Origin of the sequence: Leptospira ellinghausenii, from assembly GCF_003114815.1 — a bacterium.
GTDB lineage: Bacteria > Spirochaetota > Leptospiria > Leptospirales > Leptospiraceae > Leptospira_A > Leptospira_A ellinghausenii.
Window position 1 is genome coordinate 197,796 of the sequence record NZ_BFAZ01000009.1, and the last position, 23,675, is coordinate 221,470.

Below are 23,675 nucleotides of genomic sequence, written 5' to 3' on the forward strand. Positions count from 1 at the left end.
TATTTCTCATGCAAAATTAGTAGGAATCCCTACCGAAAATGGAAAGGATCTTGAGACTCGCATTCGCACCGACCCATCCAAAACTTGTCTTCTTATGAAACATTCACTTTAAGATGAACCATTTCGTTCTTTCTACAATTGGGATATCACAATGGATTTTGATTGGTACACAAAAAAAGCCAACCTTGTAAGTCAGCCTTTCCTCTATCTACAATCCAATCAGAATCCACCCGGCAACAATGCCGGAAAAAATAGAGCAAGGACACCCTTGCTCTATTTTTGAGGCAGCGACCGCTACAGCGAGTCGCGGACGGTAGCCGGCTAAAACTACGCTCTAAAAATAAAAAAAGCGCTCACTTTCGTGAACGCTTTATCATACGTTATGAGTGCTAACCCGGCAACGTCCTACTCTCCCATTGAGCGAACCCAATAGTACCATCGGCGATGAGAAGCTTGACTTCCGTGTTCGGAATGGGAACGGGTATGGCCTTCTCTCCATAATCACCAGGAGTAATTACCATGTGTACAGAAGAGAGTGGGAAGTCAAACCATTATAGAAGAAAAGTTACAAATTTAAATCGTAAGTGGCTCCAAATTTTAGGCCTGAAACTTCAATTCTGTGTTCGGCAGTGGCGGAAACAAATTCCATTAACGTGCCAAGTGTAGAGAATTGATTCCCATCAAAACTAAGAGCAATTGGACTTTGTGCTTTGGCATTCATATACTCTCTTTCAAAACTTAAGAATAAACGTAATTTAGGAACTACAACAATGCTTGCCCCAAAACTTAATTTTTCAGAGTTAAACGTATAACCACCATTAGCGTAATTGAATGAGGCACCCGCATTGGAAACTCGGAATTGTTCCGAACTATACGAACCTGTGGAGTTCAATAGAAATGGTCCAAAGAGTAAAAAATCTGCAAATAATGTTGCTCGGTCATTTAAATCAAATTCGAATCCAACTCCCAAAAGACCAGAAGTGCCTGTTGTATTTTTTGTATCTTGCCCAAGGTATGCGGGAGCACCAAGTCCCAAATAGGATCCTTCCATTGTTTGGCTGATACTGCGTAAAACATACTTTGGTAAAATGCGAAAATTGGAAGTGGGAGACAAGGTTACTCCAAAATTGATATCAGAGTAAAGTAACCGGTAGTCAGCCTCTTTGATGCCAAGTCCCGTAGGATAAAAAGAATTCCATTCATACCCTCTGCCAAATCGATTCAAATGTAGGCCCACAAAGAGATTCGAGAGAATACCGGCATTGATCGATTGGAAATAATCAAAACCCCAATCGTTGATGAGACTCAGCCCTTGGTTGTTTTGCCATTCCTGGTTATATTCGGTCCTAACAATGTCATTATAGAAATTTCTTTTTTCTAAATCGGTACGAAGGCTACCTAAAAACAAACCACCTTTGACTCGTAATGTATTACCTTCTACTTTTCCTTGTGCATCAACGGAAGTGGTCAATAGAGAAAACAGGACCAAAAGAAAAACGAATGTTCGTTTCATGAATAGAATTACCTCTCTCATCCAATAACAAATGAAAAGGCAACCACTCAAGGAAATTTTAGAAAGTGTCTATCCCGACAGATGTTTGTTTCTCAGTCTCTTGATCCTCCTCTTCACCTACCTTTCCAAAAATTTAAAACGGACGATCCAAACAAAGGAGGTAACTGACGTAAAAAAAAGTAGATTCCGATGCTTTGGAAAAAAGAATGGTTCCATGCTAAATGAAATTGAGAACAAAACTCAAACCAGGAAGGGGAAAAACCTACTCCTCTTATGTTTCACTTTAATGGTTCCAACCCTCCTATTTTCCCAGGATGAAAAATCACAGCCGGACCAAGAACCAAAAGTAGAAGTGCAAGCGAAGGAAGAAACTCCTACCATCCGCGTGAAAGGGAAAAAAGATACAGATCGTGAATTTCTCGGAGATGTAGAAGGCACAAATATCTATGCAGGTAAAAAAAACGAAGTCATTCGATTAGATAAAGTAAATGCGAATTTAGCGATGGGAAACACTCGTCAGGTGTATGCAAAAGTTCCTGGCATTACCATTTGGGAAAATGATGGGAGTGGGATCCAACCAGGAATTGGTGCCAGAGGTTTGTCCCCCAATCGAAATTGGGAATTTAACACTCGTATGAATGGGCATGACATCGCATCCGATTCCTTCGGGTACCCCGAAGCATATTTTAACCCACCTTTGGAAGCTCTTGAAAAAGTAGAGATCATTAGAGGAGCTGGTGCCTTACAGTACGGACCTCAATTTGGTGGAATGGTCAATTATGTGGTGAAAAAAGCTGACCCGACTAAACCCGTCAAAGTAGAAACTAAAACGACAGGTGGTTCATTCAACACCCTTAACCAATATAGTTCTGTTAGTGGGACAGTTGGAGATTGGAGTTATTTTGTTTTTTACCAAGGCCGTAGTTCTGATGGATGGAGGGAAAATTCACAGTACAATGTTCAAAATGGATTTGTGAATTTGGCATATAAAGTTTCCGAAAAATTGAAGATCTCAATGGAAATGGCAAAGTCAACTTACTTAAGCCAACAAGCTGGTGGACTCACTGATGAACAATTTCGGATCGACCCAAGACAGTCAGGAAGGACAAGAAACTGGTTCAGTGCCCCTTGGAATGTACCTGCGATGAACATTGATTATGAACAAAGTCCGACTGCCAGGACCAATGTTAAAATCTTCGGACTTTATGGAGAAAGAAATTCTGTTGGTGTAGTATCAGCCGCAAATGTTACGGACCCAATCCAACCTCGGACTTTAGAATATAGTCCAAGGCAAATTGATAGAGATACATATCGTAATTATGGGATGGAAGCAAGACAGATCTTTAATTACGATTTATTAGAAAGAACTCATACTCTATCATTCGGAGGTAGGTATTTTAATGGGAATACAGATCGATTCCGAAATCCAAATGGAACAACAGGAACTAAATTTGATCTAAGGGAAACCAATTTTACTGGTGTGTGTTATGATGGCACACGAAATTGTCGAATCGCTGATTTGGAATTTTCGACATTAAATTACGCTGGTTTCGTTGAAAATTTATTTCGGATCACTGACTCTCTTTCTCTTACTCCTGGTGTACGATATGAATGGATTCGATCCACTGCTTCTGGCCGAGTCAATGAATCGGTCCCTAGCGCTTCAAAACCGTTTGGTGGGATGATCCAACCATTGGAACGTGTACAAAGGCAGGTTCTTTATGGACTTGGTGCCCAATACCAAACGACAAAAACTACCAATTTATATGCAAACTATTCACGAGCATTTCGGCCTGTCGTCTATTCGGAGTTATTTGCACCAACATCTACATTAAATGAAGTTGATCCCAACTTAAAAGACCAATCCGGTTATAATGCAGATGCAGGATACCGTGGGAAATTTGGACAATGGATCCAGTTTGACATGAGTGTTTTTGAGCTTCGGTATAACAATCGGGTTGGCCAACTTCCAGGCCTTCTCCCTGGCCAAGCAAACTTCCAAACGAATGTGGGAGATTCTTTACACAGAGGGGTGGAAGCATATTTAGAAGTTGATCCAGTGGTGTTACTGACCGAATCGCAACCATACGGATCCTTTAGTTTATTCACATCGAGCGCAAATGTGAATGCTCGTTATATCCGTTGGGAAGATCCACGTGTACTCACAAACCCAACCAATGCACAAAACTTTTATCGTGTTGGAAAACTTGTAGAAAACGCCCCTTCACAAATCCATCGTTATGGAGTCACTTACCATTACAAAAATGTCCTGAGTTTCACGTATTTGATCAGTTATACGGGAGCAACTTATGCTGATGCAGCCAATACTGGACCTGCTACAGCAAATGGACAAATTGGTCTCATCCCTTCTTATACAGTGAGAGACTTTACGTTTGTTTGGAATTTTCACGAAAACTTTTCTCTTCGTGGAGGAGTTAACAACATGACAAACCAAATGTATTTTACACGTCGTGCGGGAGGATACCCTGGTCCTGGAATTTTACCTTCCGATGGGATGTTTTATTTTATTGGCTTAAGTGCTGTATTTTAGCGAAGTAATGTGAATCCTATCCTCAGTCAATAATCAATTGAGGGTAGGAACTATTTGATTTGTAATGAATCACTTTTATCCAATCCACTTAAAAAAACTACTTATCTCTCTGAATCAAAACTCAATTGGCATATACAACGCAAGGTGAAAGGTTCTAAGTTCATACGTATATCCATTTTCTTTTACAATGGGACCACCGAATGATACTCTTGCTCTAAGTCCTAAGAATGGGGGCGATTCTAAATACATCATAAATGCAAATTTTGCTACCGCATTCACTCTGACTTGGTTACGCATAAGACTACTGATGGCAAGCGATTCAACAGCATTAAAACGTCCACTAAAGTATGCTGCCAACGCTGTGGAATCCGGTCGTAATAAACCTTGGCTTCCAAGATAATAACCAACTAACTCAAGATTGTTTCCAGTGGAAAGATTTGCGACTAAATAACTCAGTGTTGGATCTGAATTTGGATTTAAATTTCCTGATACAAATTGGTAAGCGCCTAAATTGTTTAAAAAAGAATTTCGGCCTGGTCCAGAAAAGGCAATGAGTAAATTCGAAGCAGTGTCCTTAAAATCGACATTCCCTCGTAACCGAACATGAGCAGGACCCAAACCAAATCCCAATCGAAAGGTATCAGGATTCCCGATATAAAAAATGGGAACTAACATTGAATAACTTCCTTCCACATTGGTACCAACATCTTCGGTTACCTTATTACTTTTTGAAGCGATAGAATCTCCATTTGAACTTGATGATTCCGATTCCTCTGAGGAAGATTCAATAGAAGCTGATTTAGAAAATATTTTTGGGATCGATTGACGATTGAGAAAAAAATTGGAATTATGTAAAAGTAAATTCACTCCAAAGTATTTTGAAATTTGGTATTCAGGAGATTTTACATCCAATAACCAAGAGACCCTACCTGGATCATCTTGGACCATCAATGCATCTCGATTTCTACCTTGGATGGATAAGGAAACACTTTCCAATGTTACACCTGGATTGATGGAAACAAATCGGTACTTTGGTTTATCCGGTATGGGGCTGTCCGGTGATTGCGAATTATCTTGCCCATATAAAAAAGTAGAAAGAAAAAATACCAAAATGAAACAACGAAGATAAGTATTTAGAATCATGGTTTTAACGGAATTGGATCAAAGTAAAACTAGCGTTATGTTTTGAAAGTGATTTTTAAAGCGAAATTTTACTAAAAAGTTCCGATTATGGATTTATATTCGTAAATAAAAAAAGCCAACTTCACAAGTCAGCCTCTCCTCTGTTTACAATCCATTCAAAATCCACCCGGCAACAATGCCGGAAAAAATAGAGCAAGGACACCCTTGCTCTATTTTTGAGGCAGCGACTACTACTGCGAGTCGCGGACGGCGGCCGGCGGCCGGCTCACACAGGGCCCTAAAAACAAAAAAAGCGCTCACTTTCGTGAACGCTTTATCATATGTTATGAGTGCTAACCCGGCAACGTCCTACTCTCCCATTGAGCGAACCCAATAGTACCATCGGCGATGAGAAGCTTGACTTCCGTGTTCGGAATGGGAACGGGTATGGCCTTCTCTCCATAATCACCAGGAGTAATTACCATGTGTACAGAAGAGAGTGGGAAGTCAAACCATTATAGAAGAAAAGATTGCGTTTTTTTGGAAAACAAAAAGCATTTCCTTATGGCTAATTTGTCAGAACCACTTGTTCAAACAGAAAAATTTACGGTTATGGGACTTCGTATCAGAACATCCAATGCACCGGGAGATGCAGAAGTCAACATTCCAGCCATTTATTCAAAATTTTATAAAGAAGACATTCCAAAAAAAATGGAGATGTTACGAAAGATTGATCCTCTTTTTGCCGTATATTCATCCTATGAATCAGATGAAAATGGTGCGTATGATTTTTTGTTAGGTTATGCTGTAGATCCGAATGCAAAACCGCTCCCAGGAATGGAACTGATTCAGATAGCACCACAAAACGGCCGTTATTTTGCAATCCAACCTGGCCCACCTGAAGAAGTTGTTCCTAAATTTTGGGCTGAAATTTGGAACCATCCAGAGATTCCTAAAATTAGAAGTTTTCAAACAGATTGGGAAGAATATTCAGAAGCAGGGATTCGAGTTTTTTTATCTACTAATTAGATATTTGATCCAAGTTCTGCAATTTTAGTTTCTATACACGAGGATGTTTTGCCAGAACTTCCTTCTTCTAAGGTTTGGTATTTAATTTTCTCTACTTTAACCATTTTCACTTTGATCGAACCACCAATAAAATCCGATATTTCTGGATCATTCGTTTCCATTAAGGTAAGTGTAAAAGAACAAGGACCATTCCAAACTATTTTTTCTTTGAGATACATTGAATTATATTCTTGCACTTGGTATGATGAAAATCGTTTAAAACGGGAGTTATGCCCCGACTGACATTTGTTATCAAAAATTCCTGTTAGGAATTTGGAACATTTATTGATGACAGGTTGATTCTGCTTTGGGTGAGCAGCGTCAATTACTTGTAAAAAAGATAGGAAAATGAAAAAGGCAATCCAATTCTTCATATAACAGGTACTTCGCTTGGTTGGTTTGTGTTCGATTGTCTTTTTTTTTCGATAACGTAAATTCGCCAATCGGTAACCACCCAAACCCATATCCCAACAAACATAGCAGTTGAAATCCAAAGTCCAATGGTGGCACCTGGGATGAGCAAAAAATCTACCACACCATGTTGCAAAACAGCCAATACAAATCCAAAAATGACAATCAATCGTTTAGCACTCACATCTTGTTTCAAGTTACTCTTTAATAAAAACATGGAAAAACACAAATTGATCAAAAGATGGATATTGGAAGAATGAATGGTTCTTGCGATAAAAAGATTTAATTTTTTTTCTTCAGGTTCACGGAAGATATAATGTGTATTTTCGACGAAGGAAAATCCCATTGCCACAAATCCGCCGAATAAAACAACACTCGGTGAAAATTCTTTTGTTTTACGATCATATCCCAAAACGAAAGACAATACCATGATAAAGAAAATTTTGAACGTTTCTTCGGTGATTCCAGCTTGGATAAATGCTAAATGAGCAGTTTGAGTGAGTAAACTTACCTTTTTTTTCGGAGAAAAATCTGTCTCTGGCCAAAGGATGGGGTGTAATCTTAAAATTAAATCGGTGGATAGCCAACCAAATACCAATGCAAAGAGAATTCCAATGACCTCTTGCCATCCTTTTTTCGGTTTATAAGCTTTCCAAATGACAACTGCCCATGGAAACACTGTGGCCGCACCAATCAAATAATCAAAGGCTCCCATTTCTTTCATTCAGGTATCTCTTCCATATAACGGCCGTCAAACAAGTTGATCATTTCTTTTTGTAAAGGTGTAGGAACAAACTCAGGGTCAATGGGTCCATTCCAAAATAGTTCGGTGACACGAATGTCACTTTTCGTTCCTGGTGGCGGCATGAGAGGTCCCAAACTTTCCACAAGTTGTAAGGTTCTTAAGTCTTGGTCTGGGTAATCGGATGCTTCCACTAGTTCTACATCAATGACATCACCATCTTGTGTGATTGTATATGCAACAACACTCGAATAAGGATGAGGAGCTTTGGCCCAGTAGTCCATATAACTTTCAGGAATCCGCATTTTTGCAGAGATATAATTGGAATAAGTGGGAGGGACTTTTTTTCCACGGATTTTTTTGATATAACCTTTCACCGGTCCGTTATCCGCTACCTTTTCATTGGAAATTTTTTCACCCTTTTCCTTGTTTTCGGTTTCGTTACCGGTGATGACTCCCCCATTCAATCCTTGGGTATCATCTGGGACATTCGGATCGATGAAATAAAACTCCATCTTTTCAGGTCGGAAGTGGTCATTTTTTTGCGCAGAATGTTCCTTTTTTTTACCACGTTGGATACTGATTGGAATGAGGAAGACTAAACAAAGTAAAACCAAGTGGAAGAGTAATGAAAGTGGTAACACATTTCGAAATCCTTTTCGTAATCCTGGTTTAAAAAATGGTTCCGATTCGCCATCTTTGTCTTTTTTAATTCCTAAATTTTCTAAACTGAATGACTTCTCTAAAATCATTGCAGAGTAAAAATACAATCCAACTAATGCAGCGAGTGAAAAAGCCGCATAAGCAATGTTTTGTGAAGAAATAAAAAAATCTTTGTCTGGGATTCCTGGTTTTAATCCAAAACCTGCGAGGAACTGAATCCCAAAAATTGGACTGATATAAGAAAAAACCCAAACCGCAGAAAATAAGTATAATAATAGTGTTAGGAATAAAATGGGAAATCCACGCCAATATTCATAAACATAAATATGCCCAAACCCAGGTAATATTTGATCACGGAATTTTGCTTTTTGTTTGATGATGAGTTCTAATCGAAGTGGGAACTTTCCTTCTGTTTTAACAGCCTGTTTCCAACTTTCACGAATGCGAATTCCTTCCATATAACTAAGATATGGTTTCGCAAGCAGTGAAGGGATTTTGTTTCGATTAAAACTAAACAATAAAATACAAACTGAAATCGAATAATTAAATACAAACTGATGAACATCGTAAAGAGGCGCGAGTGGTGATAGATTTTTTTGTGGGTTTAGAGATTCGGTAATGTATAAAAATAAATATTGGAATACGAGTGCAAGGACAAGTACAAGCAAAATGGTATCAAATTTAGAATCTCGAATTCGCATTTCAGTTCGGATTTGAGAACTTGGAAAGTCTCGACTGGTGCGAATCTGTCTTACCGATTCTCGTTTCCGATTTCTAAAATAGCTGTGAAAGTAATTGGATAGGAGGAGAAAAAAACAAAAAATAAAAAACCCAAACTTCAAACGGAAGGTTGTTCCATCCTGCGCTAAAAATGCATTGATCATTCCCTCCCATTCCATACTGGAACGATGTAATAACTCAACAGGGTAAAACAAAATCCAATTGAGAATGTAAACCGCAATGACCGCGATTGCTTTTAAGCGGAGGCGAAATTCCTTAGGGAAAGCAAAGAGGATACCAAAGGCCAAAAAAGGTCCCAAACTGAAAAGTGGAGAGAGCCAAAGGAAAAACGTTAAGGATTTTTTTGCCCAGGGTGAGAGGTATTGAGAGTTTGCCGAATCCATTCTTTAGTCTTATCTCAAGGAAAATACTTTGAATTTTCATGGAAAACAAAAAATTTGGCGGATATGGCACAGCCGAAAGAGAAAGAAGAACAGTCGCTTAAACCCATAGTCGCAGTCTCCAAGAGAAGAGGCTTTGTTTTCCCAGGATCCGAAATTTACGGAGGCCTCTCCAATACCTTTGACTATGGTCCAAATGGGATTGAAGTCCTTAATAATTTAAAACGCCTTTGGTGGGAATTTTTTGTCCACCGTCGGGATGATGTATTAGGACTCGACTCTTCTATCCTCCTCCACCCTCGTGTTTGGGAGGCTTCTGGCCATATTTCCAATTTTAATGACCCACTGATGGATTGCAAAAAATGCAAAACCCGAGTGCGTGTGGACAAATTTTTAGAGGATAAAGAAGGAGAAGGTGCAGCAACTGGGAAAAGTTTAGAAGAATTAACAAACACTATCCGCGAAAAAGCCTATGCCTGCCCTACTTGTGGAACTGTCGGTAGTTTCACCGATGCAAGACAATTCAATTTGATGTTTAAAACTTCTCATGGTGCTTCGGAAGAAGGTGCGACTGACATTTACCTTCGTCCGGAAACTGCCCAAGGGATTTTTATCAATTTTAAAAATGTAACTCAAATTGCGCGGAAAAAAGTTCCCTTTGGAATTGCTCAAATTGGGAAATCGTTCCGTAATGAAATCATGGCACGCCAATTTATCTTTCGCACTCGTGAGTTCGAACAGATGGAAATGGAATTTTTCTGTGAACCTGGAACCCAAAAAGAATGGTTCAAGTATTGGGTAGACTACTGTATGGACTGGCTTGTGAATGTAGTCGGTTTAAAAAAAGAAAACCTACGAGTGAGAGAACATGAGAAGGAAGAACTTTCCTTTTATAGTGATTCCACAAGTGACATCGAGTATAAATATCCATTTGGTTGGGGAGAACTCTGGGGCATTGCTTCGAGAACCGATTATGACCTAACCCAACATGAGAAATTTTCTTCTGAAGATTTAAAGTATCACGACTTAGACCAAAAGAAAAAATACCTTCCCTATGTTGTCGAACCAGCACTTGGACTTAACCGCCTCTTCCTCGCAGTGTTATGCGATGCCTACGAAGAAGAAAAATTAGAAAAAGATGACATTCGAACTGTTTTGCGTTTTGGAAAACGAGTGAGCCCAATGAAGGTTGCGATTTTCCCATTGATGAAAAAAGACGGACTTGATGCCAAAGCAAAAGAAATTTATGCAGACTTAAGAAACCATTGGTATGTTGACTATGATGAAAGTGGTGCGATTGGAAAACGTTACCGCCGCCATGATGAAATCGGAACTCCATTCTGTATCACAGTCGATTATGATACCATGAGTGATGGAACAGTTACCATTCGCGAAAGAGATTCGATGAAACAAGAAAGAATTCCAGTTTCTGAACTCAAATCATACCTCATCCAAAGAATGGTATAGGTGATCCGAAATCTTATAGAATCCGATAGAAACCAAACCATCGAACTCGTGAATCAGTTTTTCCGAAAGGTAAACGAACTCGAGTTAGATGGGCTTTTCCGCATTCGTCCCCGCGCTGCCACCAAATTCACTGATATCTATTTTAAATTGATTGGTACTGGAAAAGTGTACATGCGTGGGTATTTTGAGGAAGAGGAACTTGTTTCTCTTGTCATAGGAAGGATTGAAGAAAAACCCCATCTCGAAGAAGAAAGAAGTCTTTTCATTGACCTTGCTGTCACCAAATTAGGAAAAAAGAAAAAAGGGTATATGACAGAACTCTTAAAAGATGTAGACCTTTGGTGTTTGGAAAAAAACATTCCCGCCATTGAACTTCGAGCCATTTTAAAAAACGAAGAAGCTGTCAAATTTTGGAATCGATCAAGTTTTGAGCCGTTTTACATCCGTTACCGAAAACGACTCGTCAATTGAGGAATTGACACTCAAGTAATAAACTCAATCATTTCGTTCAGATGGATTTTCCAAATGGTTTTACCAACTTCCAGAACTCCCTCCTCCTCCAAAACTTCCTCCGCCACCACCACTTGAACTAGAACTCGAACTGGATCGATAAGAACTCGATGAACTTGTATAACTCGAAGAAGAACTTGAACTTGTTGAGTACGAAGAATAGGAACTACCGTCACTTTCTTCCCAAATTGTATAAAAGAAATGTAAGATAAGTAAGGTAAAATAAGAAAAGAAAAAGATCGCTATCGAAAAGTGATCACTGAATCCGAGGATACGTTCAATGGAAAACCCAAAAGTCCAAACTAGAGAAATGAGTCCATATTTCAAAGACCTTGTCTTCCAAGATTTTACATGAATTGATTTTGCTAATACAAACCCCAATACCAAACAACAAAACCATTGGAAACTTTGGAATAAGGTATTGTAATCAATTAGTTGAGGAGTGTTTTCTATTGATGGCCTATAGAAGTAAAATCCGAAAATGACAGACAACCATAAAAGGAAACTAACTCCATAGCGAATGGCATGGTTTTGGAAGACTGAAATTGAAAATCCATACAAGGTAAAAAGAATAAGCCCTTGGTAATACACTATGTAAAAAATGGATTCTTGGTTCAGGAAGGAAACAACACTAAACCAAAGGCTAAGGGTGGCAAGGGTATGGAAAAAAAGTCCACTGCCAGTAAAACCTAATTTTTTGGCAAACTCCTTGTAGGAAGTTAACAATTCATCATCTAACGCAAGTTTAATGACTAAAAGGATGGATCCAATGACACCAATGATCCAAAAGAGGACAATCCATTCGGTATGAAAACTGAATTGTAAAAATGGGATCCAAAAAAGAAGCGAAAGGATCGAAAGAGGATACGAAAACCATTCCCAACGCCCATACAATAGATATAAATTGAATGCGATCATCCCAAAGCAAAAAAAATAAAAAACAGCATCTGGTAAGAAGTAAATAAGTCCAGATACGACAATACCACCATAGAATACATCCAACCAAATTTTACGTTTGAATTTTTTCCCATCAGTCAAGAGGAAATATACAATACCAGCAACAACGATCACAACGATTGATATCCCAATATTTGTTACCGTATTGTCATTGGAAAAAGCTGCACCAATGCCATCTGGATAATTCGTTTGTAAATTGGGGTTGGAATCAGCATCACCAAAGAGTATCAATGCAATTGCATCATAACCATGTAGAATTCCATTGGGAATATCTCCTTTTTTGAATTCGGGAATCATGATGTTTTTGATGATTCGACTGCACAATACGTCTGTTAATGTTTCTTCTAAACCATACCCTACTTCAATCCTTACTTTACGATCACCAACTGAAAGGAATACGAGTACACCATTGTCTTTTCCTTTTTGCCCAATTTTTGATTGTTCTGCAACCTGAAGGGAATAGGTTTCTAAATTTTCTCCTTCTAAACTTTCAATGATGTATAAAAATACTTGAGCGCCAGTTTTTGATTCGATTTCGGATATCACCGATTGTAAGTGAGTGATCTGTGTGGAACTTAAGATTCCAACTTCATCCGTGATGGGCGATGTAAGGAGTTTTGGTTCTTTTGCAAACACTGGAGTCAAACAAATGAGATGAACCAAACAAATTGTAAAAAGGAATTGGAAGCTAAATTTCGGATTCCATAACATAGGGTTTAGACTCTACCAAATTTTCCAGATTTGGCAAGTAGTGTTTTCGAAAGTATTTATGATTTAAATTTTGCAAGTCTGACCATCCGAAAGATAGGTCCCATTACACTTTTGAACAATGGGAAATTAGAAAGTTTGATGAGTTTAAAAGTAAGATCCAAAGAATCATGGATCATCAATTTTGTGTTTTGAAATGATTTGGTAGGATCACTTAACCAAAAAAACAAAATCCCCATTTGTTGCATCCATAGAAGATCAGGCAAAACTTTACTCAAGTCCTCTCGTAATTTTGTATTAGAAGTCATCATCGCAAGTCGTATGATTCCTACAGCTTCTTCACGTAAACTTTCACTCTCAGAACTAAATGGTGATAAAGGGTAGGTTGGATCTCCTGCTTGCCTTGCAAGGACCTGTAAGAATTTTTTATGATGGGAAAAAAGCTCTAATTGTGTTGTGACGATAAACTTGTAACGCGCCTTAAAATCTTTTGTTGTTTTGAAAAACAATTCCGATTGTCTGATCAATTCCTTCTGAGAACTTTTATAGAATTCTAGTACCAAATCTTCTTTGGATTGGAAATGATAATAGGTAAGTCCCAATGAAACTTTGGCTTCCTTTGCGATCATTCGCATTGTTGTTGTCTCATACCCTTCTTTTTGGAAGAGAAGAATCGCCGTTCGAAAAATCTTTTGTTTGGTTTGTTCCCTTTTGGTGAATGATTTCGTTGGATCTAGTTTCAGTTGTACGTTCATTGAGTTTGGCATTGTTTCATTGAGTCCAAATAAATTGAGAACAGAATGTCCTATATCCATACAACTGAACACGTTCAATTGCGTGTGAGGACATGTTTCCCTTTTTGAACATGTTCAATTATGACATATTTTTGCCATTTTTTTATTTGTCATAAAAAAATTTTCTTGCCCCACATAAGTCAAATTGCCACAATTTTATCTTAGAAAATTCAGAGGTGAAATATTTATGATTCGAAAAAGTCTTTTGGCCTTTTTTGTGACTGCCATGATGGCAACCCCAGTTCTTGCGAGTTCTGGTTCTTCTTCTAAACCGCTTGCGGGAACCTACCCGATCATTTTATCACATGGTCTTTTTGGATGGGGCGAAAATTCTGGTGGGATCATTAGTATTGTCAACTATTGGGGTGGAACAGATGACTACCTCAGAAGCCAAGGAGCTACTGTATACGCTCCATCAAAAACAGCAGCTAACTCAAATGAAGTGAGAGCAGCTGAATTAAAAGCTGCCATCTTAACTTATGCAGCAGCCACTAACTACTCTGGAAAATTCCATATCCTTGGCCACTCCCAAGGTGGACTCGATAGTCGTTATATGGTTTCCAACTTAGGACTTTCCAGTCGAGTGGCAACACTTACAACACTCAATACTCCTCATTATGGATCACCAATTGCTGATATCATCAAAACAGTCCTTCCGGGTTGGATCCAACCATTTGTGGCAAGTATTGTAGAAACACTTGTGAAAGTAGTGTATGGTGGAACCAACCAACAAAATGCACTCGCTGCTTTATCCTCTCTTACCAAAGAGGGTTTATCTACATTTAACTCTTACACTCCTAACCAATCAGGTGTGAAATATTTCTCGTACGGTTCTTATATCACCATTCCTGATTTAATCCAACACCCACTGATGGGAATTTTACACCCAGCATGTGCTGCTGGTGGACTTTTCCAAGGACAAGGGGCAACAAATGATGGTCTTGTTCCACTTTCTTCTCAGAAATGGGGAACGTGGAAAGGAGGTCCTTCATACGGAATCTTTACCACTGGAGTTGACCATTTACAAGTATCCAATACACTTCGATCTGGAAGTTTATGGTATGATGTAGAAGGATTTTATATGAATATGGCTTCCAATATGAAGGCGAACCAATAATCTACTTTTGTTAATTTTTTAGAAAACCTAAGGCTTTGCCTTGGGTTTTTTTGTTTTCAGATCACATTTTCTAACCTTTACTTTACTTCACCAATATCTCTATGCATACAAAATACCTTCGTTTCGTAAGTTTCGGCGCCATCGCTATTATTTTTGTCATTGTGATATACCAATTCACAAAACCGAATGATTTTGGACCTTCCAATGAAGAGAATCCAAATGACAAAGCTGAGTCTTTTTTTCGCACCCAAAGTGATGGTTTTTCTGTGGATCCTTTTTATTTAGAATCAGCGAAATCAATTTTTTCACCCGATGGTCAGTTCTTACACTTTGACGAGATTATCGCCAAAGCAAAATCAGGTGATCTAAATTTAATTTCTGAATTATGGAACTTACGCCGGCAATGCCCAGAAGGTAGCACGAGGGAACAATGCCACGAATACATCAAAGCTTTCATCCAAAATGAGTATTCTGGTGAAGATGCAAAAAAACTCTTAAACTTACTTACCAATTATTTGAAATACGAAGAAGCCATGGTACAATTAGATCCTAGTTCCAAGTCTTTCACGAATGCAGAACGATACGAACAAATCAAACAACTGAGAAGGAAGTATTTTTCCAAAGAAGATGCAGATCTGATATTTGGATTGGAAGAAGCCACTGCTGATTTTAGTTTTAATCGAAAGAATTTTTTAGAGGAAACAAAAAACCTAAAAGCGGACGAACGAATTCGATTGTATGAAGATTATCGCAAAAAATCCTTTGGAAATTATTACAACGCCGTAGTGAGTCGTGAACCACAATATGATAAATTTGAAACGGAAATGGACCTCAGACAAAACGAATTGGTCAAACTCTCTGGCACAGAACGCGAATCAAAGGAACGTGAAGTACGAATTCGTTATTTTGGAAAAGATGGTAATGACCGAATGGAAAAAGTTTTGAGAGAAATGAAAGAAGAAGAAGAAAGAATTTCAAAACTAGAAATTGAAGAAAAAAACTTACTCAAGAACTATCCAAATTTATCAAATGCGGAAAAAGAGAAAAAATTGATGGAACTTCGCATTAAAACCTTAGGCAACAAAGAACTCGCAGAAGAATACACTCGTCGATTGGAATATGAGAATACACTCAAAAATTCCGGGAATTAATTCCCACTTCACATACCTTGTATTAGCTGCAGTGTGTTTTGCACTCTCTCTTGAGCCCTACGGTTTTGTCACCGCAGGGTTTTTGAGTGTGTTATTCATTCTCCTCGTCACAAAGGAAATCATTCGAGTGGGAACATTCCGATTTGCGATTCATTGTACAATTCTCTTTTCCTTTTTGGTAACTTGTACTTCTTTTTTCTGGATGTGGAATGCGATCAAAAATATTTCTGCACAAGGAAACTTTGTTACATGCATTCTCTTTTTATTGTACGCGATCCTTTCGTTTTATAAAATTGGAGTGATATTTGTTTTCGCTTATTTGATTCACAAATATCGTTTGGTAGGTGAAACAAAATTTTATCTCTTGATTTTCCCTTCTCTGTTTCTGATTTCAGATTGGATCTGCCCAATGATTTTTCCTGTGTATTGGGGTGATCTGTTCCGAAACCAAATCCTTTGGCGACAGATGGCACGTTTTGGTACCGAGGTGCTTGGTGTAGTTTCCGTTCTATCCGTATCTTTACTTTACCTGATGGTGAGCCATAAAATTTCAAATTGGAAAAAATCTGTTTTATACTTGGCTCCGATTCTTTTCATTTTCTCTACCAATTTATATTTTTTGGCAGAAACGATCCCCTCAGGAAAAAACCTTCATATTGTTTTAGTCCAACCAAACACACCATATGCGAAAAATGAAATCAGAGAAAACTTTGATTTTATGACAAAAACCTTACAAGATGTGTATAATCTTTCAGATGAAGCCATACGCAATGCTCCGAAACCAATCGATGTGATTGTTTTACCTGAATCTTCCATTCCTTTTTTAGGCACCTTGGCATCCGATCATGCAAACTCAACGTATAGCCAAAGTTTTGTCGATATCACAACAAATCTTGTCAAGAAGGCAAATGCACCATTACTTTTCAATGAACTCGTCTGGGATCAAGGCTCCAGAAATTCATTTAGCACATTGCATCCGATCACCTTACAAACAGATAGGCGATACAAACACATTCTTTTGCCATTTGGAGAATACCTTCCTTTTGAAGAAAAACTGCCTTTCTTAATTGGCCTATTCCCAGAGGTAAGCCACCATATCCCAAACATCGAATTTACTTCTCAAACCATTCAAACCAAATCCAACGAATCTGTACTTTTGACTCCTCTTATTTGTTATGAAGTTTTGTATCCAGAATTTGTCAGAAGTATGGTAAAACGTTCCCCTTCAGAACTGATCATCAACCTCACAAATGACTCATGGTTTGAGAGCCACACAGAAACGAAACAACATGCTGGCGCGGGAAGGTTACGAGCGATTGAATCAGGAAGGCCGTATGTTCGAGCCGCTGTATCTGGAATGACAACAGCCTATGATCCTTGGGGAAGAGAGATGATGGGGGAATTACCAGTCTTTCAAAAAGCAATTGCCTACTTAGATTTGATGACCGTTTCCACTGAGAGAGAGACACCTTATTTACGAATTGGCCCCTATCCTTGGAGGTTCATGGCTCTTTTTAGCTTATTTTTTGCATTTTTCACGAGTCCTAGAGCATTCCACTCGTATAAAAAGAAAAATGAAATTGAAATTTAGCATAGGATAGAAAGGCTATTCGAATATGGAATGGGAAAAAATACTTCGCGATGCAGTCAAAGAAAACTCAATCAAGGAGTTGTATCTTAGAAAGGTACCATCGTTAAAGACTTGCGAAGATTGGAATAAGGTAGTTGAAGTAGGAACAGTTGACCACAAAACGAAATATGCATACTACAAGGGTGGGCTTGTGAAATATGGAGAACGTTTGTTCTTTGTCACACAAGAAAGATTGGATGCTGTATCCCCCTTTCGTAAATGGGATTTTAAAAGCAAAATCAAAGTCACTGATCCAGAAATGACAGTGGGTGAAAAAAAGTAATCGATTCCCCGAATTGATTCTCCTTCCATCATAGAGAAGGCAAAAAAAAGACCAACAATCGTTGGTCTTTTTTTTTGAATGGTTCTAATAAGAACCCATACTCAATTGAGGAAGGAAAGGTTTTAACGATTCAAACGAATGATCATATTGAGTTTTTCAGCAATGGCAATCACTTCCATTACTTTTGATTTTTCAATGATGATCCCTGTTGGACTCACTTCTTCTAATACAAATTTTTTCCCTTTGATCTGACCAAGTAGAAGTTCCATCACTTGAGAATCTTTTGTTCGGAGGAGAACTGAGTCTTCGGTAATCGTTACAATTGGTAAATTGTTTCCCCAATCATCGAGTAAGAAGAGTAAATTTTGTGCAAGATCAGCTTTTGAAGACTCACGTAGGAAATGGATAAAGGTTTCTTTATCGTAACCGAGTAAAATTCCTAATTGGAAACTGTCTTTTGTGAGTAAGAACGTATAAACACGATCATAATCTTTGAGCTCACAAAACGCTTTCAACAAATGAATTCCATGTAAGGAAACTCGGTCAGGGAACGCAATGATCGAAAAGTCTGGGTTGATAGTAATCCCACCCTTTTCTGTTACCGTTACGAGTGGCTCATGGTTGAAGTAATGGAGTCCAAGTTCTGATAAACTTAGATTCCTTTGTGGGTATTCAACTTCGATGAGACCAAAAAGTTGTAAGTAAAAAATAGCAGAGATGATCTCTTTTCGGAGATCTGCTAAATCTTCTTCATATGTTTTGATTTGGAAAGTAGGTGAAAATACTAAATGGTCACGAATGATATGGGAAAATATCACTGAAGTATTGATTTTTCCGTGTGCCATAATGAGTTTTACAGTTTTATCCAAAATTCCTTTTTCATAAAAAGGAACTTCAGTAGCAGTAAACACTTCTGCTGGGTTTAATCTACGAGTCCTTGCTTCATTCACTTCATGAATGACAAGTTTCATGATTTCAAAAATGTCTTTTTTTAGAAACTCATCTGTTTCTTGGATTAAGATAACATTTTCGCCCTTGATATCGACATAACCTAACAGCTTTAAGATGGGGAGAATGAGTTCGATTTGGTAAACCTGGCTTTTTTCAGGGAAAATTTCAATGTCAGGTGATAAAAGTTCTGTTTCTGTTCTTTTATGATCTGCTTGTTTAATTTTTCCTGATTTTGCTAGGTTCAAACCTTTTCTAGAAATATAAGAAATGAGTTTTTTTACGTTTAAGAAAAAATCGAGTCCGTTTGCAGAAATTTTTTCCTGACGAACACGAGTTCCCTTTTTTACAGGAGGTAAAATAGGCGAAAACTGTAAATGGTCGAGAATTTCTTTTGGTATGACAATCACACGAATGAATTTGTCTTCTACATAATACAAATCTCGGACTAGATAAAGTGCTGTTAGGTGAGGAATGGTTTGTTCAAATTTCCCACGATTGACTGTGATATAATTGCGGATGGTTTCAGCTTCGATCACACCACCGTGGATATAAATTTGGTGTAATACATCTTTATCAAAATCAGAAAGTTCATCGATGAGTTTTTGTAAAAATTCAGTACTGAGTGCATTCTTTAAAAAGGTTTCAATGTGTTCGCCTTTTTTTGCACCTACTGCTTCCTTCCATTCCTCTGGAAGTTCACTAATGGTTGCTTTGTGAAGAGTTTTCTCAATGGAAAACTTAAACTTCTCACCCTTAGGATTTGTTTCTACTTTGATGAGTTTTTGGTATTCATCATAGGTATGGTATTTATCTAAATTATTAGTAAGGCGTTCGCGGTTTTTTCTTTGGTATAATAAGTAATACTTGCGAAGAACGTTTAGTTCCATCTCCACATTGATGGGAGGGATGTTGACTTTTCTCGAGATTTCTCCGAGGGTCATCACTCCTTTGTTTTTCAAAATAGAGGTGAGGATGTTCACTTGGAGGGGCGTGAACTTTTCCAAAACACCTTTTAGGTAAAATTCGTTTTGGAAAATCTCCATGAGACCCAAAATGGTCGATTTTTTGTCCTTTCCTGGGATCTTTTGGATGTTCCAAAGGCTTGCGATTTTTTTGATCTCGTTGAGATCGAGTTTCTCTAACTCTTGGTACAGGACAGTTTCTTGGCTCATGGGTGCGATTTGATAAGTTTTTGGTTGGGACCTAATCCTGCAACTCTATTTCAATTGTAGGTTCGAAGTCCATTTTGTCGTTTCCAATCCCCATTTAGGTCGCAAATTAGGGCTTATGGACTCTTTTTCCGAAATTGTTTCTTTCGGTCTCCACTCAAGCCTTCGCGTGGCCCATTCCAGTTTTGTGTTTTCTACGAGACTCCTGGGTATCCTTACCAAACTGGCAAAAGGAAACCCCAACCATAGAGAAATTGCCATCTCCCTTAGGGAAGCCTTCTCCCAATTAGGTGCCACCTATATCAAACTGGGACAATTCATAGCTAGTGCCCCATCTCTTTTTCCCATCGAGTATGTCGAAGAAATGCAAGCATGTCTTGATTCGGTAAGACCCGTACAATTCCGAGAAATCCGCTCCTCTGTCGAACGGGAGCTAGGTGGAAAATTAGAAAACCTCTTTCATAGTTTTGATGAAACACCTCTTGCCTCTGCTTCCATCGCCCAAGTCCATGCGGCAGTGACAAAAGAAGGTCTTGATGTCGTTGTCAAAGTACAAAGGCCGGATGTCCACCTAACGTTAAAAACCGACATGCAGATTTTGGGAATTCTCACTAAAGTTTTAGAAGTCATTGCTCCTGAATTTAAAAAATCGGGACTCACTGCGATGTTCCAAGAATTCCAAACTTCCATCTTACAAGAGATAGATTTTATCCAAGAAGCTAAAAACATAGAAGAGTTTGAAACGTATCTATTAAAAGCAAAAGAAACAAGGGCAAGAGTGCCTCGTGTGTATCATACTCTCTCCACAAAAAAAGTTTTAACGATGGAACGTTTTTATGGAGTTCCTATCACCGATGAAAAAGGGTTAAAACAATTCACAGACAACCCAAGAAAGGTTTTAAGTGATGCTTTGGAAATTTGGTTTTCTTCTTTATCCAACCAAGGTTTTTTCCATGCAGATGTCCACGCTGGGAATTTAATGATCCTTAAGGATGGAAGTATTGGTTTTATTGATTTTGGGATTGTAGGCAGGATCTCTCCTAAAATTTGGAGAGGCCTTATGTTATTCACACAAGGCATTGGAATTGGCGAACCCACACTTGTCGCTAAAGGACTTGTGGAAATGGATTCAACCGATAGTGGTGTGAATCCAACTCTTCTTGCCAAAGAATTAGATTCTGTATTCAATGAATTAGAATCAGTCTATGTACATTTAACTGAAAACGAAATGTTTGATGAATCGAAGGTGAATCGTATCATGTTCGAAATGAAGGAAATTGCGGAAAAAAATGGATTAAAAATTCCGAGAGAATTTGCACTCCTCATGAAACAAATGTTATACTTTGATCGTTATGTAAAATCCATGGCACCTGAGATCAATTTATTTCGAGACTCTCAAAACTTTGTAATCGGGAAATCATGACATTACTCGATTTACACGAAGGTGATTCTGCTGTCATCCAATCCATTAATATGGACCAATTGCCAAAACAAATGCTCACAGAACTTTTGGAACTGGGCTTTTTTCCTGGTGCTGAAATTCGATTGAAGACCAAATCGAAGTACCTTGGTAAACTAATATGCTCAATTGGTGGAACCACAATTGGGCTTCGAATGAAAGACGGAGAAGCGATTTTACTAAAAACCAAATAAACGATGAAACAAAAAAACATTTACCTAGTCGGGAATCCAAATTGTGGGAAAACCACATTATTCAATCAACTTACTGGCCTAAACCAAAAAACAGGAAACTTTAGCGGAGTCACCGTTGAAAAAAAAGAAGGTTTCGTTTCTTTTCCAAATTTAGAACTTAAAATCACCGACTTACCAGGAACATACGGTCTTGGTGGGATTGCAGAAGATAAAAAAATTGCCTACGAAATTTTACTCAAACGTAACGAAGATGAAGTAGTCATTTACGTACTTGATGCTCTCAATTTAGAACGAGGGTTACAATTTTTATTACAAATCATCGATATGGGTGTACCTACTTTAGTTGTTCTCACCATGAAAGATGTATTGGAAAAAAAAAGAATCCAATTTGATCTGAATTCGCTAAAACAATCTCTAGGATTAGAAATTGTCCTCGTAAATGCAAAATCGGGAGAAGGAATTCCAGAACTAAAAAATCTACTCTCAAATGAAAATTCTTTTCGAAAACAAAAACGACTTTGGAAGTGGGAACCAAAAGAAGAATCCTTATTTACCAAACTTAAGAAACAACTCAAGATTAATACAAACGAAGCAGAATTCTTTTTATCACAAGCCTTAAAATATTTGAACGGGGACACTCATTTACAAGACAATCGATATCTAAACCAATTCCCCGACTCCACCAAACAAATCTTATCTGAAGAATTGCAATCAAACCAATACCTGTTCGGTTACCAAGAAGAGATGATTCATAGATCTATATTGATTAAAAAAATCATATCAGAAACGATTTTATCTCCTATTTCAAAAAATGGTGGTTGGGGAGAAAGATTGGATTCTATTTTTTTACACCCTATTCTTGGATTTTTTTGTTTTTTCCTACTGATGGGAATTTTATTTCAAAGCCTATTTACATTTGCAGAAATCCCAATGGATTTGATTGAAGTCGGAATTACACAATTGCAAGAATTCACGGCAATGTATTTACCAGATGGACCGCTTCGTTCTCTTTTCGTTGAAGGGATATTAGGTGGAGTTGGGAGTGTGGTTGTATTTGTACCTCAAATTGCCCTACTCTTTTTATTTATTGGAATCTTAGAAGAATCTGGTTATTTGGCTCGTGCCAGTTTCCTCATGGATAGACTCATGGGAAAATTTGGTTTATCGGGAAAATCATTTATCCCCCTTCTCTCTTCGGCTGCTTGTGCTGTACCTGCCATCCTTGGAACAAGAACCATCGAAAACAAATCAGATCGTTTTACAACGATCATGGTGTCCCCACTCATCATGTGTTCAGCAAGATATCCGGTTTATATTCTAATTGTAGGAACTGTTTTTAGTTATCCGCCAATCTTTGGTATTTTCAATGTCCAAGGGTTTGTTTTATTTTCCATGTTCTTCCTAGGAATGACGGTTAGTTTTGCTTTTGCACTTCTCTTTAGAAAAACAGTTTTTAAAGAAAATGCATCTTACTTTGTGATGGAACTACCGAGGTATAACATTCCCTCACTCAAAAGTTTATTCTTCACTGTATATGGTAAGGTAAAATCGTTTTTAGCAACAGCGGGCCAAATCATTCTTTATATCTCTGTATTATTATGGTTCTTAAGCCACTTCCCAGCGGAATACAAAGACAATGTTTGGAAAACTAGCCCCATTGAGACATCCTATATCGGTCGTGTTGGTAAGATAATGGAACCTGCAATTGCACCTATGGGATTTGATTGGAAAATTGGAATTTCGATTCTCACTTCTTTTGCTGCAAGAGAGGTGATGGTATCCACCTTAGCCGTATTATACGGATCGGAAGAGGAAGGAGAAGAATCAGAATCCTTGCGAGAAACCCTCAGGTCCGATCGAAAGTCCGATGGTACCTTGGTATGGACACCCCTCACCGGAGTTTCTCTACTTCTCTTTTTTGCCTTTGCAAGCCAATGTATGTCGACACTAGCTGTCACCAAAAAGGAAACAGGTAGTTTGTTATGGCCGACTGTGCAGTTTTTGTATATGACGACTCTTGCGATCACAAGTTCACTTCTGGTCTACCAATTGGGAAAAATTTTAGGATTTGTTTAATCTGCCGACAATGAAATC

Annotated in this window: 19 protein-coding genes and 2 rRNA genes; 11 read left to right on the forward strand and 10 right to left on the reverse strand. The window is 38.2% G+C overall.

What is annotated here, in order from left to right:
* Positions 1-392 precede the first annotated feature (392 nt).
* Positions 393-509, reverse strand: a 5S ribosomal RNA gene (rrf, locus tag DI076_RS09410).
* Positions 510-565: 56 nt separating this feature from the next.
* On the reverse strand, positions 566-1,513 hold the full coding sequence (locus DI076_RS09415; protein WP_108959675.1) for a hypothetical protein: 948 nt from the start codon (positions 1,511-1,513) through the stop codon (positions 566-568).
* A 214-nt stretch (positions 1,514-1,727) separates the two neighbouring features.
* Here DI076_RS09415 and DI076_RS09420 point away from each other — a divergent pair, with 214 nt between their 5' ends.
* Positions 1,728-4,064: a TonB-dependent receptor family protein gene (locus DI076_RS09420; RefSeq protein WP_167396520.1), complete on the forward strand. Its 2,337-nt coding sequence runs from the start codon at positions 1,728-1,730 to the stop codon at positions 4,062-4,064.
* A gap of 114 nt (positions 4,065-4,178) precedes the next feature.
* Here the strand turns inward: DI076_RS09420 and DI076_RS09425 are convergent, their stop codons facing one another.
* Positions 4,179-5,207 carry a hypothetical protein gene (locus tag DI076_RS09425; RefSeq protein ID WP_108959677.1) on the reverse strand — a complete coding sequence of 343 codons (1,029 nt, stop codon included), beginning with the start codon at positions 5,205-5,207 and terminating at the stop codon, positions 4,179-4,181.
* A gap of 335 nt (positions 5,208-5,542) precedes the next feature.
* Positions 5,543-5,659 (reverse strand): 5S ribosomal RNA (gene rrf / locus DI076_RS09430).
* A 91-nt stretch (positions 5,660-5,750) separates the two neighbouring features.
* Between rrf (DI076_RS09430) and DI076_RS09435 the strand changes: the two genes are divergently transcribed.
* Positions 5,751-6,215: a GyrI-like domain-containing protein gene (locus DI076_RS09435; RefSeq protein WP_108960883.1), complete on the forward strand. Its 465-nt coding sequence runs from the start codon at positions 5,751-5,753 to the stop codon at positions 6,213-6,215.
* Here DI076_RS09435 and DI076_RS09440 read toward each other — a convergent pair.
* Genes DI076_RS09440 through DI076_RS09450 form a run of 3 tightly spaced genes read right to left on the reverse strand, consistent with a single transcriptional unit; the run spans position 6,212 to position 9,194 of the window.
* Positions 6,212-6,628 (reverse strand): hypothetical protein, encoded by a 417-nt coding sequence (locus DI076_RS09440; protein WP_108959678.1) that lies wholly within the window; start codon positions 6,626-6,628, stop codon positions 6,212-6,214. The genes DI076_RS09435 and DI076_RS09440 overlap by 4 nt on opposite strands.
* Positions 6,625-7,389: a PrsW family glutamic-type intramembrane protease gene (locus DI076_RS09445; RefSeq protein ID WP_108959679.1), complete on the reverse strand. Its 765-nt coding sequence runs from the start codon at positions 7,387-7,389 to the stop codon at positions 6,625-6,627. Before DI076_RS09445 ends, DI076_RS09440 begins: the two co-directional genes overlap by 4 nt.
* Positions 7,386-9,194, reverse strand: a complete 1,809-nt coding sequence (locus tag DI076_RS09450) for an energy transducer TonB family protein (protein ID WP_108959680.1) — start codon at positions 9,192-9,194, stop codon at positions 7,386-7,388. Before DI076_RS09450 ends, DI076_RS09445 begins: the two co-directional genes overlap by 4 nt.
* Before the next feature lie 63 nt (positions 9,195-9,257).
* Between DI076_RS09450 and DI076_RS09455 the strand changes: the two genes are divergently transcribed.
* Both DI076_RS09455 and DI076_RS09460 read left to right on the forward strand, forming a co-directional pair.
* Positions 9,258-10,658: a glycine--tRNA ligase gene (locus DI076_RS09455; protein ID WP_167396521.1), complete on the forward strand. Its 1,401-nt coding sequence runs from the start codon at positions 9,258-9,260 to the stop codon at positions 10,656-10,658.
* Complete coding sequence (locus DI076_RS09460; protein WP_108959682.1) at positions 10,659-11,129, forward strand: GNAT family N-acetyltransferase; 471 nt, start codon at positions 10,659-10,661, stop codon at positions 11,127-11,129. It abuts the gene before it with no gap.
* A gap of 60 nt (positions 11,130-11,189) precedes the next feature.
* Here the strand turns inward: DI076_RS09460 and DI076_RS09465 are convergent, their stop codons facing one another.
* Both DI076_RS09465 and DI076_RS09470 read right to left on the reverse strand, forming a co-directional pair.
* Positions 11,190-12,836 (reverse strand): TPM domain-containing protein, encoded by a 1,647-nt coding sequence (locus DI076_RS09465; RefSeq protein WP_108959683.1) that lies wholly within the window; start codon positions 12,834-12,836, stop codon positions 11,190-11,192.
* A gap of 56 nt (positions 12,837-12,892) precedes the next feature.
* The gene (locus tag DI076_RS09470) at positions 12,893-13,648 is read right to left on the reverse strand and encodes a TetR/AcrR family transcriptional regulator (protein ID WP_245918358.1); all 756 of its coding nucleotides are present in this window, start codon (positions 13,646-13,648) and stop codon (positions 12,893-12,895) included.
* A 166-nt stretch (positions 13,649-13,814) separates the two neighbouring features.
* Between DI076_RS09470 and DI076_RS09475 the strand changes: the two genes are divergently transcribed.
* The 4 genes from DI076_RS09475 to DI076_RS09490 all read left to right on the forward strand — a co-directional run bounded on the left by DI076_RS09475 (position 13,815) and on the right by DI076_RS09490 (position 17,808).
* Entirely contained in the window at positions 13,815-14,744 is a 930-nt protein-coding gene (locus DI076_RS09475) for an esterase/lipase family protein (protein WP_108959684.1), read from the forward strand.
* Positions 14,745-14,845: 101 nt separating this feature from the next.
* On the forward strand, positions 14,846-15,895 hold the full coding sequence (locus DI076_RS09480) for a lipase chaperone family protein (RefSeq protein ID WP_108959685.1): 1,050 nt from the start codon (positions 14,846-14,848) through the stop codon (positions 15,893-15,895).
* Positions 15,864-17,486 (forward strand): apolipoprotein N-acyltransferase, encoded by a 1,623-nt coding sequence (gene lnt / locus DI076_RS09485; RefSeq protein WP_108959686.1) that lies wholly within the window; start codon positions 15,864-15,866, stop codon positions 17,484-17,486. Before DI076_RS09480 ends, lnt begins: the two co-directional genes overlap by 32 nt.
* Positions 17,487-17,511: 25 nt before the next feature.
* Positions 17,512-17,808 carry a hypothetical protein gene (locus tag DI076_RS09490; RefSeq protein ID WP_108959687.1) on the forward strand — a complete coding sequence of 99 codons (297 nt, stop codon included), beginning with the start codon at positions 17,512-17,514 and terminating at the stop codon, positions 17,806-17,808.
* 122 nt (positions 17,809-17,930) lie between these two features.
* On the opposite strand, the gene DI076_RS09495 is transcribed toward DI076_RS09490, so the two are convergent.
* Positions 17,931-19,931, reverse strand: coding sequence for a helicase (locus DI076_RS09495; RefSeq protein ID WP_108959688.1), 2,001 nt, complete (start codon positions 19,929-19,931; stop codon positions 17,931-17,933).
* Positions 19,932-20,046: 115 nt separating this feature from the next.
* Here DI076_RS09495 and DI076_RS09500 point away from each other — a divergent pair, with 115 nt between their 5' ends.
* The 3 genes from DI076_RS09500 to feoB are packed head-to-tail and all read left to right on the forward strand — an operon-like array spanning position 20,047 to position 23,657.
* Entirely contained in the window at positions 20,047-21,351 is a 1,305-nt protein-coding gene (locus DI076_RS09500) for an ABC1 kinase family protein (RefSeq protein WP_108959689.1), read from the forward strand.
* A complete protein-coding gene (locus DI076_RS09505) occupies positions 21,348-21,581 on the forward strand; it encodes a FeoA family protein (RefSeq protein ID WP_108959690.1) in 234 nt (77 codons plus the stop codon). The genes DI076_RS09500 and DI076_RS09505 overlap by 4 nt, the downstream gene beginning before the upstream one ends.
* Before the next feature lie 3 nt (positions 21,582-21,584).
* A complete protein-coding gene (gene feoB / locus DI076_RS09510; protein ID WP_108959691.1) occupies positions 21,585-23,657 on the forward strand; it encodes a ferrous iron transport protein B in 2,073 nt (690 codons plus the stop codon).
* The last annotated feature ends 18 nt before the right edge of the window (positions 23,658-23,675 follow it).